General features: G+C 41.9%; 12 protein-coding genes. 8 read left to right on the top strand and 4 right to left on the bottom strand.

Annotated features, from left to right (window positions below; genetic code table 11):
• The first annotated feature begins 121 nt into the window (after positions 1–121).
• Positions 122–661: a hemerythrin domain-containing protein gene (locus L3V25_RS13625; RefSeq protein ID WP_237296054.1), complete on the top strand. Its 540-nt coding sequence runs from the start codon at positions 122–124 to the stop codon at positions 659–661.
• A gap of 195 nt (positions 662–856) precedes the next feature.
• On the opposite strand, the gene L3V25_RS13630 is transcribed toward L3V25_RS13625, so the two are convergent.
• Positions 857–1,042, bottom strand: coding sequence for a DUF3545 family protein (locus L3V25_RS13630; protein WP_027696258.1), 186 nt, complete (start codon positions 1,040–1,042; stop codon positions 857–859).
• 715 nt (positions 1,043–1,757) lie between these two features.
• On the opposite strand from L3V25_RS13630, the gene L3V25_RS13635 reads away from it, so the two are divergent.
• The gene (locus L3V25_RS13635; protein ID WP_192999594.1) at positions 1,758–3,185 is read left to right on the top strand and encodes a sodium:alanine symporter family protein; all 1,428 of its coding nucleotides are present in this window, start codon (positions 1,758–1,760) and stop codon (positions 3,183–3,185) included.
• Positions 3,186–3,282: 97 nt separating this feature from the next.
• Positions 3,283–4,056 carry a peroxide stress protein YaaA gene (gene yaaA, locus L3V25_RS13640; protein WP_237296055.1) on the top strand — a complete coding sequence of 258 codons (774 nt, stop codon included), beginning with the start codon at positions 3,283–3,285 and terminating at the stop codon, positions 4,054–4,056.
• A gap of 141 nt (positions 4,057–4,197) precedes the next feature.
• Here the strand turns inward: yaaA and srmB are convergent, their stop codons facing one another.
• Both srmB and L3V25_RS13650 read right to left on the bottom strand, forming a co-directional pair.
• The gene (gene srmB / locus L3V25_RS13645; RefSeq protein ID WP_237296056.1) at positions 4,198–5,421 is read right to left on the bottom strand and encodes an ATP-dependent RNA helicase SrmB; all 1,224 of its coding nucleotides are present in this window, start codon (positions 5,419–5,421) and stop codon (positions 4,198–4,200) included.
• 123 nt (positions 5,422–5,544) lie between these two features.
• Complete coding sequence (locus L3V25_RS13650; RefSeq protein WP_237296057.1) at positions 5,545–6,252, bottom strand: methyltransferase; 708 nt, start codon at positions 6,250–6,252, stop codon at positions 5,545–5,547.
• Between the two features lie 558 nt (positions 6,253–6,810).
• On the opposite strand from L3V25_RS13650, the gene brnQ reads away from it, so the two are divergent.
• Positions 6,811–8,139: a branched-chain amino acid transport system II carrier protein gene (gene brnQ, locus L3V25_RS13655; protein WP_237296058.1), complete on the top strand. Its 1,329-nt coding sequence runs from the start codon at positions 6,811–6,813 to the stop codon at positions 8,137–8,139.
• 85 nt (positions 8,140–8,224) lie between these two features.
• Here brnQ and fldB read toward each other — a convergent pair whose 3' ends face one another.
• A complete protein-coding gene (fldB, locus tag L3V25_RS13660) occupies positions 8,225–8,743 on the bottom strand; it encodes a flavodoxin FldB (RefSeq protein ID WP_237296059.1) in 519 nt (172 codons plus the stop codon).
• 146 nt (positions 8,744–8,889) lie between these two features.
• On the opposite strand from fldB, the gene xerD reads away from it, so the two are divergent.
• From xerD to recJ, 4 genes are read left to right on the top strand one after another with little or no spacing between them, the layout of a single operon-like run.
• Positions 8,890–9,786 (top strand): site-specific tyrosine recombinase XerD, encoded by an 897-nt coding sequence (gene xerD, locus L3V25_RS13665; RefSeq protein ID WP_237296060.1) that lies wholly within the window; start codon positions 8,890–8,892, stop codon positions 9,784–9,786.
• Positions 9,787–9,834: 48 nt separating this feature from the next.
• On the top strand, positions 9,835–10,617 hold the full coding sequence (gene dsbC / locus L3V25_RS13670) for a bifunctional protein-disulfide isomerase/oxidoreductase DsbC (protein ID WP_237296061.1): 783 nt from the start codon (positions 9,835–9,837) through the stop codon (positions 10,615–10,617).
• Positions 10,617–10,991, top strand: a complete 375-nt coding sequence (gene yqfB / locus L3V25_RS13675; RefSeq protein ID WP_237296062.1) for a N(4)-acetylcytidine aminohydrolase — start codon at positions 10,617–10,619, stop codon at positions 10,989–10,991. Before dsbC ends, yqfB begins: the two co-directional genes overlap by 1 nt.
• Positions 10,992–11,017: 26 nt before the next feature.
• The gene (gene recJ / locus L3V25_RS13680; RefSeq protein ID WP_237296063.1) at positions 11,018–12,787 is read left to right on the top strand and encodes a single-stranded-DNA-specific exonuclease RecJ; all 1,770 of its coding nucleotides are present in this window, start codon (positions 11,018–11,020) and stop codon (positions 12,785–12,787) included.
• Position 12,788 lies beyond the last annotated feature (1 nt).

The raw sequence follows: 12,788 nt of genomic DNA on the forward strand, positions 1-12,788 counted from the left end.
CTGGGTTTGGCTCACAGAAAACGAGCATGAGCTATACTGATTGAACAATATTTGACCATGGACAATAGCGAAGGAAAAGTATCGCCTATAGTGGTGGTAGTTGACTGAGTAGGAGGGAGCCATGCTAGGAAATATTATAAGTCGTGAGCACAGCTATATGGTGCGATTGCTGGTTATTCTGGACCAGAAACTTAATTTGTTAAAACAAGAGAAACCAATTAATTATCTGATTATTAATGATATTGTTTCTTATCTCCAGCGGCATTCGGAAATGACACATCATCCGAAGGAAGATCTTATCTATCATTACTTCTTAGATCATTATGGCGATAATCATAATATTGCCAATTTGCTAGAAGAGCATAAAAACTTATCGGAAACGACTAAAGAGTTTGCTGATTTGCTGGAAATGGTGTTGCACGATGCCGTGGTTCCTAATGATGTATTTCGCGAGCATTTAGAGCATTTTATCCATCAACAAAAAAAGCATTTGGATTTTGAAGAACGTGAAATTTTACCTACCTTAAAGAACCACTTTACCGAGCTGGATTGGGTGGCGGTTGAAAAATTGTGGGGTAGTGAAGATAGCGATCCACTATTTGGACAAAGTATTGATAAAGAATACCAACGCCTGTCTGAATACATGAAGTCGGATGGCTAGTGGATAAAAGAAAGCAGACACATTCAGCGTGTCTGCTTTTTATGTTTAGTGGTTCTAGCAACTAGTGATCCTAGTAACTATTTATTCTAGTAGCTACTTATTCTAGTGGCTATTTATTCTAATAGCATGGAGATTTAAGTTTTAAGGGTTAAATCTCCAAGGTTTAAATGCCTAAAGTTTAAATACGATGGGTTTTTAAATATCAAGGTCTTCTAAGTTGTACTCGCCAAAGTAATCCAGTTCTTTCAATTCCTTCTGTAGTTGGCGTCTATCTTGAATCGCTTCAATCTCGCGCCACTTTCTCTTGGTTGGCTTGGTCTTGTGAGCGCGATAAGGGTTTGGTTCCATTGCCATGATGTCTTCTAATTGGAAGCTTTCCATCTGTAATCCCTCTTTGTTGATACTGAATCCTATTCAGGACTTTATTGATACCACACTTTTTAAGAGGTTAACCTTGATGTATTTCTCATTTGTTTCTAAAAGATGAAACTTTTGTGTCATTCTGCTGCTTGATTCATGATTTCTTTTTGAGCAAAAAATCGCCTTTTAGTAAATAATTTCTGTAGGAAAATGCGGAGGATTGGCTGACGACATGTTGCGATTGGGTTAATAATGTTAATGATATGTTTACCTGACTTGCGAGTTAGATATCTAAATTGAATTATCAAATAATAATCGAGCGGGGGTTTGAGTCGAGACCTTGCTAACTCTTGGCTTCACACTATTTACCTACTTTTAACAAATGTGCAAAATTGGATTTTTATTTCTCAAATTATATAGTCAAAAGTTTGTCTTTAATGTGAAAAAACAGCTTAAATATACCAAAAACTTACTATCTACTAGTGTAATAATGCATAACTATGAATAAAATTTGATATTGATTTTTGGCGCGTAGCCCTGCATTATCCTGCCGGTCATTATCAGTTTGGTCCTTACTTTAGGTGCTAAAATTGCATTTTGATGTGCCTTTTTCTTTAAACATAATAAAAGTAATGAATATATAAAGAGATAAGGTAAACGCTCAAATGACTTGAGTGTTGAGGGAGCTCACTCTCATGGTGAGGGTAAATTAATCATTAATTTAGGTGAGGTTTGCGTGACGGATCTAATAGCTTTATTAAACGATCTCCTTTGGGGATCTATTCTGGTCTACTTATTGGTTGGCGTTGGTGTGTATTTCACAGTACGTCTTGGCCTTATTCAATTTCGCCACTTTACGCACATGTTTTCAGTGCTAAAAAACAGCCGTAAAGCAGACGCCTCTGGCATTTCATCTTTTCAAGCATTTTGTACAAGTCTAGCTGCGCGTGTTGGTACAGGTAACATGGCAGGTGTTGCGGTTGCTTTAACCGTGGGTGGCCCAGGCGCAATTTTCTGGATGTGGATCATTGCTATGGTTGGTATGGCAACGGCATTTGCAGAAAGTACTTTAGCCCAGTTATACAAAACCAAAGGTTCTGACGGCACTTATATTGGTGGTCCGGCTTACTACATGGAGAAAGGTCTAGGCATGCGCTGGATGGGCATCCTATTCTCAATCTTCCTTATCATTGCTTTTGGCTTGGTATTTAACGCGGTTCAATCAAACTCGATTGCGGATGCGATGCACACAGCTTTTGCTTGGAATAAAGCAATGGTAGGTGGTGTACTAGTTGTGCTTTCAGGTTTCGTTATCTTCGGTGGTATCCGTAAGATCGCTCGTACTGCTGAAATTCTTGTTCCAATCATGGCTATCTTCTACCTAGTGTTAGCTGTGATTGTTATCTTGATGAACCTAGATAAAGTACCTGGTGCTCTAGCGCTTATCTTCAAGAGTGCTTTCGGTTTACAAGAAGCGGCAGCTGGTGGTGTAGGTTACGCCATTATGAATGCGATTAAGACAGGTGTTGCTCGTGGTTTGTTCTCGAACGAAGCCGGTATGGGTTCAGCGCCAAATGCGGCTGCAGCAGCAACTCCGTATCCACCACACCCAGCATCACAAGGTTATGTTCAAATGCTAGGTGTGTTTGTTGATACGATTGTTATCTGTACTGCAACGGTGTCGATCATTTTACTCTCTGGTGAATATGTACCACACGGTGAAGTGACGGGTATCATCTTGACGCAAAACGCATTGAGCTCTCAAGTAGGTGAGTGGGGTAAAACCTTCGTTGCTATCGCGATCTTCTTCTTTGCATTTACCTCAATCATTGCTAACTACTCTTACGCAGAAAGCAATATTGTGTTTATCTTTAAGAAATCTCGTCACGCTAAAAACATCTTCCGTGTCATTGTACTCGGTATGGTGATGTTTGGTTCATTAGCGACACTACCAACGGTATGGTCTCTTGCTGATGCTTCAATGGGCTTGATGGCGATTGTTAACTTAGTGGCTATCTTATTGTTGTCTGGTATCGTTATTAAACTAGCGAAAGACTACAACAAGCAATTAGATGAAGGTAAGTTACCGACATTTGATGCGAAAGATTTCCCAGAGCTGCATTCTCAAATTGAAGAAGGCGTATGGGGTAAAGAGTCGAAGTAATAACTTTGACCTATACCACTAATAGTAAAAGCCATGCAGCGATGCGTGGCTTTTTTGTTATAATGGTCAACATTATTTCAGAACACATGGATTGAATATGCTGATATTGGTTTCTCCTGCAAAAACACTCGATTACGAATCTTCTCTGCCTACCCAAAAGCACACTCAACCTGATTTAACCGATCACTCTGCGGAGTTAATTGAAGTCTGCCGTCAGCTTACGCCTGCGGATGTAGCTAGCTTAATGAAAGTCAGTGATAAGATCGCTGGTCTGAATGTGGCTCGCTTTGCTCAGTGGAGCCCTGAATTTAGTTTTGAGAATGCGCGTCAGGCGTTGTTTGCTTTTAAAGGCGATGTGTATACCGGACTAGATGCAAATAGTCTGTCTGAAGCGGATATCGACTATGCTCAGTCTCATTTAAGAATGCTGTCTGGTCTGTACGGTTTATTGAAGCCGCTTGATTTAATGCAGCCATATCGCTTAGAAATGGGCACAAGGCTCGCGAATCCACGTGGCAGTAACCTGTATCAGTTCTGGGGCGATATCATTACTGATAAAGTTAATGATGCGTTACAAGCACAAGGTGATGAGTGGTTAATTAACCTAGCGTCGAATGAGTACTTTAAAGCCGTCAAGCCTAAAGGTGTGAAAGGCAAAATCATTACTCCAGTATTTAAAGACTGCAAAAATGGTACCTACAAGGTGATCAGCTTTTACGCAAAAAAAGCCCGCGGCATGATGGCGCGTTACATCATTGAAAATAAAGTAGAAGATTTGGATGCACTGAAAGCATTCGATACGGCCGGCTATTACTTTGTGGCGGCAGAGTCTACGGAAACTGAATTGGTGTTTAAGCGAGAAGAGCAGTAATCTGCATTTCTTGTTGCTTGAAAGCGTAAACTGAAAGCGTAAACTGAAAACGTAAAAAAGGAGCGAATAGTCGCTCCTTTTTAATTTTACGAAAATGGTTTTACTAGAATAGTTTAGCGAGAAAAGTTTAGTAAGAATGTCTTACTTTTTCTTCTTTTTCACGGCTGTTTTCTTCTTCGCAGCTGGCGCTTTCTTTTTCTTCTTCTTGAAGGTCGCTTTTTTGCTTTGTGGGCGAAGATCTTTAATGTAGCGTTCTTTGATTTCATCTTGAGTGTAGCGCATCACGCGATCAATCATCGGCTGGTCATGGGCTTCAATCAAAGAAATCGCATTGCCTTTTTTACCGGCACGAGCAGTACGACCAATACGGTGTAGGTACACATCCGCGGTTCTTGGCATATCGTAGTTAATAACATGGCTCACATCCGGTAAATCGATACCACGCGCCGCCACATCGGTAGCAATTAATACATTGACTTCACCATCACGGAAACGTTGAATCGCGTTGTTACGACGATCTTGAGGCATTTCGCCTTGGATCCATGAACAAACGATTTGCGCGCTTTCTAGCTGCCCACGAAGCTCTGCAAGACGCTCACGAGTCTTTACAAAGATAATACTGCGCTCAGCTTGTTCAGTAAGAATATTTTTTAGTAGTGCTAATTTATGCTCAGCGTGATCGGCGCGGTGATACCACTGGGTGATTTTTTTGCGTTCACGTCGTGAAGGATCCGCTTCCACTTTTACTGGGTTCTTTAGTAGATCTTCAGTAAAACCTTCAACGCCACGACCTTCTAAAGTCGCAGAGAAAAGTAGGGTTTGTTTACGCCAGCGACATTCTGCCGATAGACGGTCAACCACCGGACCAAAGCCCATATCTAGCATGCGATCCGCTTCATCCAAGATTAGCCATTCAATCGCACGACAATCAAAACGTTCAGCTTCGATGTATTCCATTAACCGGCCTGGCGTTGCAACTACGATATCTTGAGTGGTGCCTAAAATATCCGCGTGCTCTTGGTACATCACGCCACCGGTAATGGTGAAGATGTTTAAATTAGTATTTTTCGCCAGTGCGCGAGTTTGGTCAGCCACTTGCATCGCCAATTCACGAGTTGGCGTTAAGATTAATACGCGAGCCGGACCAGCTTTCTTGCGCGGGAAATCTTGTAAAAACTGTAGAGCAGGAAGTGCAAATGCAGCAGTTTTTCCTGTACCAGTAGGAGCTGACGCTAAGACATCCTTGCCATCAAGCGCTTGTGGAATGGCATCCGCCTGAATTTGAGTCGGGCGCTCAAAGCCCATTTCTTCAATGGCTTCAATAAGGTTTTGGTCTAAATCGAGTTCAGCAAAAGTTCTGATCACGTCATTTCTCCAACAAGCCGAGTGGCTTTAGGTTCAGGGTTTATTAAAACGGTCGCGCATTATATACCCAAGTGACTGCAAGATGCGAGTTTCAGCGAGAGATCTCTGCTTTTATTACCGTGACTACATCTTGAGATAAAAATCGCGAGTCAGTTGAATAAATGCTTGGCTATAACCGTCAGCTTGGTGAATCGTTAACTGGCTATTCTGACATTCGGTTTGAACGCGAGTTAAGGTGAATAATAGTCGATAGCCGGGTTTATGCTCAGTGGTATTGACTTGGCAGAGTCGCTCTACAAACCAGCCTTGTTCTAAGGCTAGTTGAATAAAGGCTTCGCCTTCTGCTTTCGGTAAAATAAAACTCGCACAGCCGGTCGGTTTTAATAATTTAGCACAAGCGATAAGTAGCTCATTGTGCGGCAAAGTGTGCGTATGGCGTGCGGTTGCTCTAGCTTGCCAATCGGAAGTGGCACCTGAGTTGAAGTAGGGCGGGTTACAAACAATATGATCAAATTTCTGGCTTGAATCTAATTGCTGAGCCGGAGCCTTGATAACCTGAATTCTTTTGCTCCAAGGGCTGTTATCGACATTATATTGCGCCGCTTTAATTGCATCATCATCAATATCAATCGCGGTAATCTGACTTTGTTGGCTTCGTTGGGCACACATTAACGCCAGTAATCCAGTACCGGTGCCTATGTCGAGTATTGAACTGTGGCTGGATATTTTAGCCCAAGCACCGAGTAATATCCCATCAGTACTGACCGCCATGCCAGAATGACCACCGTAAATTGAGAACTGCTTTAAATGAAAGTCTTTAGTTTTATTCATAATATCAATGGTTTTGGTGTAAGTGACTAATTAGTGGTCTAAATATGGTTTTTTATGCTTATTTGTAATGTTATTGTTTTAATTGTGTTAAGTGATAAGTTCTTTGATTTTCACCTACAAGCAGAGATAAATACTGCCTTTGTGTTTCAATCTTGTTATTTTGTGGTGTTTTATTGCTGTTTACTTGCGCGTTGGCTCTAATTTGTTCATTATCTTGATCATTATATTCAGGTAGAGTTTTATACCCAAGTAACTTCAAGGTGCGAGTTTCAGCAAGAATAAAACAAGCTTTAGGCAAGACAAATTGAATATGATCATAGTTATCCTATCTCTGTTCAATTTAACGCAGCATAAAGCTTGTTTTAACTTGCCCTTCGGGAGCTTCATTCAAACCTTTATGCAGCGTCAGATTGGTTTGAAAGGTGCTTACATTCCTTCACCAATCTTCCTTGCCTAAAGGTTTGGATGATAGCTCTGAATTCTGCACCTTGAAGTCACTTGGGTATATGTTTTGTTCTCCTGAAATGCAATTCATTACTATTATATTAAGGGTTTATTTTGAACCAAAAGTTAAAAATAACCGATATTTGGGCCCTAGGCTTCATGTTGTTTGCGTTCTTTTTAGGCGCTGGCAATATCATCTTCCCACCACTTGCTGGTCAATTAGCTGGCGAATCAGTGTTTTCTACTATGCTAGGGTTTCTTAGTACCGCTGTAGGTCTGCCTTTGCTTGGTATTATTGCCATTGCGCTAGTCGGTGGCGGTTGGGATAAACTGACCCAAGACTTACCTAAAAAAGCCGCGACAATTGTTGCTGTACTTTTCTTTATTATCATTGGCCCCGCTTTTGCTGCGCCTCGTACCGGTCTTGTCGCGTATGAAATGGGCTTGAAACCATTTATCGCCGAACCATCACAAATACATCTCACAATTTTTTCTATCGTCTTTTTTGCTATTGCGATGGGCTTTGCTTGGTCTCAAGGTAAGCTATTAGATGTGATTGGTAAGGTGCTGACTCCGGTTCTATTTTTAGGATTAATCATCCTTTCTGTAATGGTATTTATTAACCCTCAAGGCGATATTGTCGCGGCGCAAGGTCGCTATGTAACCCATGCATTTAGTACTGGTTTCCTAGATGGTTATAACACTATGGATACCTTTGCTTCGCTGATGTTTGGTACTTTGATCATTGAAGCGCTGCGTAGCAAGAAGATTACTGATAAACGTGCGGTTACTCGCTATGTAACCTATGCGGCATTTATTGCAGCTGGCGGTTTGGCTCTGGTTTACATCTCATTGTTCTACCTTGGCGCGACCAGTAATGGCATTGCGGCTGGCCTTGATAATGGTGGCGCAATTTTAAGTGTTTATGTTCAAGCTCTATTTGGTACTGAAGGTCAGTTCGTTTTAACTACCATCGTATTATTAGCGTGTTTAACCACTTCAATTGGTTTGATTTCAGCTTGTGCCGATTACTTTAGCTCATTAACCCCAGTTAGCTATAAAGCATGGGTTATTGTTGTCGGGTCAGTGTGTGCATTGGTAGCGAACGTTGGTTTAACGCAATTAATTGCCTTATCTGTACCAGTATTGTTTGCCTTGTACCCAGTGGCGATTGCGATTGTATTCCTAACGCTAGTTCGTTCTCGTTTACCGAACCGTGCTTTGGCGTACCGTTTTGTTGTTTGCTTATCTTTATTATTTGCTTTGATTGATGCAGGCAAAGCTGTCGGTATTGATATGTCAGCATTTAGTTTCCTACCGCTATTTGATTACGGTATGGCGTGGATGTTGCCAACATTGGCTGCGATTGCGGTGATGATGTTTGTCCCAAAGTGCGAACAGCAATCAAATGAAGTGGCTGAGTTAAGCGAAGATATGGCTTAATCGGCTAACAAGCTAACAAGAAAAAGGCTTAGTGGATTGAATTCACTAAGCCTTTTTTGTATTCGAATGTTTTTGATAGATAAAGTTATAAACTGTCGTGATACTCAACAAGGATTTGCTCGCACCACTGCTCGATACGCTGATCGCTGAGCTCATATTGAGAATCTTCATCAAGCGCTAAGCCAACAAAATGCGTTTTGTCTTCAGTAAGGGCTTTTGATTGTTCAAACTCATAGCCTTGGTTAGGCCAATAGCCGAGAAACTTAATTCCCGTTGCCATCAGTTCGTCGTGCAGCATCCCCATCGCATCGAGAAACCATTCGCCATAGCCTTCTTGATCGCCGAGACCGAATAACGCTACGTACTTGTCGTTTAGAGATAGCCCATCGAGTTGCTGCCATACCGCGCTCCAATCTTCTTGTATCTCACCGAAATCCCAAGTGGAAATGCCTAAAATAAGGAAATCATAATCTTGAAGTGTTGAGACTGGGGTATCTTTAATATTGTAGATATCGACCAGATCTTCGCCAATAATCGCGCGGATTTTTTCCGAAGCCATTTCGGTATAACAGGTGCTTGAACCGTAGAATAATCCAATCTTCATAAGTCTTTTTAAACGTTTGATGAATTTGTGGTTAATTCTAACGATAAAGCTGTCTGCTTTACATGCTTTCAGTAAAATTAGTGGCAATTATGAGTGAGCTACCGTAGTCTCAGCATGGATATTAGGTATAAAGTGAGTAATAGGTGATGCAGTCTGAATTAGCTCTGGTAGAACGTTTTCTTGATTCAATTTGGCTAGAGAAAGGCTTGTCAGAAAATACCTTGCAGTCTTATCGACATGATCTCGATAAGTTGGTGGGATGGTTAAATAAGCAATCAATGAGTTTGTTAACCGTGACAACTTATGACTTACAAGCCTACCAAGCTTGGTTATTGGAACAAAATTACAAGCAAACTTCTCGAGCTCGTATGTTGTCTGCGATACGTCGACTATTCCAATATTTTACTCGTGAGAAGTTGCGCAGCGATGATCCTAGTGCGTTATTAATTGCCCCTAAATTGCCAAAACGCTTGCCGAAAGATTTGTCAGAACAACAGATTGAAGCCTTACTTGATGCGCCAATTGTTGAAGACCCTCTAGAGTTACGTGATAAAGCCATGCTAGAGCTACTATATGCTACTGGCCTACGTGTGACCGAATTGGTGAGTTTGACTATGGAGAATATGAGTCTGCGTCAAGGGGTAGTACGCGTGATGGGTAAAGGCGGTAAAGAGCGTCTAGTGCCGATGGGAGAAAATGCTATTGAGTGGATTGAAACCTACATAGAGCAAGGTCGCCCGGCATTATTGGGCGAGAAAAGCTCAGATGTAGTTTTTCCTAGTAAGCGTGCTCGGCAAATGACGCGTCAAACCTTTTGGCATCGCATTAAATTTTATGCTCAACATGCTGGTATTGATTCTGAAGCTTTGTCTCCACACGTATTGCGTCATGCCTTTGCGACGCATTTACTCAATCATGGTGCTGACTTGAGAGTAGTGCAAATGCTGCTCGGACATAGTGACTTATCGACCACACAAATTTATACTCATGTGGCAACTGAAAGATTAAAACAAATCCACCAAGAGCATCACCCGAGAGCTTAGTACTAGGGTGTGTTGTTGGACAACTTTTCTCCATATTTTAGGTGTTTTATGCATTTTGCTTCTTTATTTGATTCAATTAACGTTAAGTCAGTTTGTGCTAAAGCTAAAGGAGCATTGGCTTTTTCCGCATTGATGTTTTCAGTATTGAGTTTGCCTAGTTATGCCAGCACAGAAGCTAATCAAGCTGAAATCAGTGCACGCTTTGTTAATCTTGGTATTAAAGTGACTGAGGTTGCGCCATCACCGATTGATGGTTTATATGAAGTAACCACTAATCAAGGCATTTTCTTTTCGAGTGCGATGGGTGACTTTTTTATTCAAGGCAAGATGTACAGCCTAGATAAACAAGGTAACTTCAGTGATTTAATGGCGAAAAAATACGCTAAGCAAGTTGAGAAGTTTGCTGATGATATGATCGTCTATAAAGCCAAAGATCAAAAATATGTGGTAACGGTATTTACCGATATTACTTGTGGTTACTGCGTAAAACTGCATAAAGAAATACAAAAATATAACGACCTAGGTATTACGGTTCGTTATATGGCTTACCCTCGTCAAGGACCGACTGGCGATGTTGCGCAAGCGATGGCTAAAGTATGGTGCGCAGATGATCGTAAAAAAGCGTTGGATGATGTGAAGATCAATCGCCGCTTTGATTTTGATAGCAAAAACTTACCTAAGTGCCAGCAAATGATCAGTGAACAATATGCTTTTGGTGCGCAATTAGGCATTAGTGGTACGCCTGCAATTTTATTGTCTAATGGTCGAGTAGTGGGTGGTTACTTACCGGCTAACGATTTACTGGAAGCGCTAGAAGCTGAAAATTTATAATGGACAATCTATCTAACGCAGCAGCTAAAGCATCAATTAACGCAGTAACTAACGCACCGACTGAAATGACATTTTTTGCTCGCTTTGAAGACGATATTCTGGCGGGCAAAAAGACTATTACTATTCGTGATGAAGCAGAGAGTCATTATGTGCCTGGCAGTGTAGTGATGGTATCGACCTTAGAGCAAGGGCGAGTTTTCTGCCAATTGCAAATATTATCCGTCACGCCAGTATTGTTATCACAACTTACCGAATTTCATGCCGAGCAAGAGAATATGACATTGCCTCAATTGAAATCCGTGATTCAAGAGATTTACCCCGGTTTAGAACAGTTATTTGTGATTGATTATCAGCTTTATTCTGCAAATGCTTAAACTCTCCTCAACCTATTAAGAGTATTATGACGACTATTTCCCGCCGACCTGATGTTGATCTTTCTATCCTACCTGAGTCGATCTCACCCTTATTACGTCGCATTTATATTAATCGTCAGATCCAGAATGTCAGCCAATTAGAAAAGGGCGCGAAAGGACTACACTCTTATCAGGCGTTACATGGCATTGAGCTTGCGGTGTCGTTATTGTTTCAAGCGATTAAGCAGAAACAACGTATTATCGTGGTTGGTGATTTTGATGCGGATGGCGCGACCAGTTCGGCTTTGTCAGTACTCGCGATTCGTATGCTAGGCAGTAGTAATGTTGATTACCTGGTACCTAACCGTTTTGAAGATGGTTATGGGCTAAGCCCTGAAGTGGTCGATCAAGCGATTGAACGTGGCGCGCAAGTGATCATGACGGTGGATAATGGCGTCTCTTCTATTGAAGGGGTGCGTTATGCCAAGGAGCAAGGGTTAATTGTGATCGTCACCGACCACCATTTACCTGGTCACGAATTGCCGAATGCCGATGCGATGGTTAACCCTAATCTGCAACAATGTTCTTTTCCTTCAAAAGCATTAGCGGGCGTTGGTGTGGCATTTTACCTCATGCTGGCTTTGCGCGCTGAAATGCGAACGCAACAATGGTTTGCTCAACAAAATATCCCCGAGCCTAACTTAGCGGAACTGTTAGATATAGTCGCACTGGGAACGGTGGCGGATGTGGTACCACTAGATGAAAATAACCGAATTTTAGTCCATCAAGGCTTGCAACGAATTCGTGCTGGTAAAGCGCGCCCGGGCATTCAAGCGTTAATCGAAGTGGCAAAACGCGATGCTAAACGTCTTGTTGCGGCAGACTTTGGCTTTGCTCTAGGGCCAAGAATTAATGCAGCTGGACGCCTTGAAGATATGTCATTTGGGGTCGAGTTATTACTGAGTAACAATATTCATGCCGCGCGTCGTATGGCCAGTGAACTGGATGGTTTAAACCACATGCGCCGTGAAATTGAGCAAGGCATGAAGCAAGAAGCGATGGCATTTTGTGAACGTTTGCTGAACGCGAAAGGCGGCCTAGAAGATAAATCGAATCTGCCGTATGGCTTAACCTTATTCCAAGCCGATTGGCACCAAGGGGTGATTGGAATTTTAGCCTCACGTATTAAAGATGAATTCCATCGTCCAGTGATTGCGTTTGCCGATGGCGGTGAATTGTCGAATGGCGAGCCTTCTTTAAAAGGATCATGTCGTTCGATTCCCGGGCTTCATATGCGTGATGTTTTGGATAAGATCGATACTCAAAACCCTGGGATCATTGTTAAATTTGGTGGCCATGCGATGGCAGCGGGTTTAACCATCTACCAAAATAGATTTGAACAATTCTCTCGCTTGTTTGATTTGGCGGTACGCGAAGAGCTCGATGAATCAGCGTTAGAAGGTGTGATTTTATCGGATGGTGAATTAAAGCCAGAAGAATTTTCGATGCATACCGCAGAAGAGTTACGTGCTGGTGGCCCTTGGGGACAAGCTTTCCCTGAGCCGATCTTTGATGGTGAATTCAAATTACTGCATCAAAAACTGGTAGGTGAAAAGCATCTCAAAATGATGTTAGAGCCGCTGTTTAAAGGTCATCCAACAGGCATTATGATCGATGCAATTGCTTTTAATGTTGATTTACGCCGTTGGCCGGATGCCTCGGTGAAAACCGTTCACTTAGCTTATAAACTCGATATTAATGAGTTTCGTGGTAATCAATCATTGCAATTGATGGTTGATCATCTAGAAGCTAAATGAA

This window comes from Vibrio sp. CK2-1 (assembly GCF_021726515.1).
Taxonomy (GTDB): domain Bacteria; phylum Pseudomonadota; class Gammaproteobacteria; order Enterobacterales; family Vibrionaceae; genus Vibrio.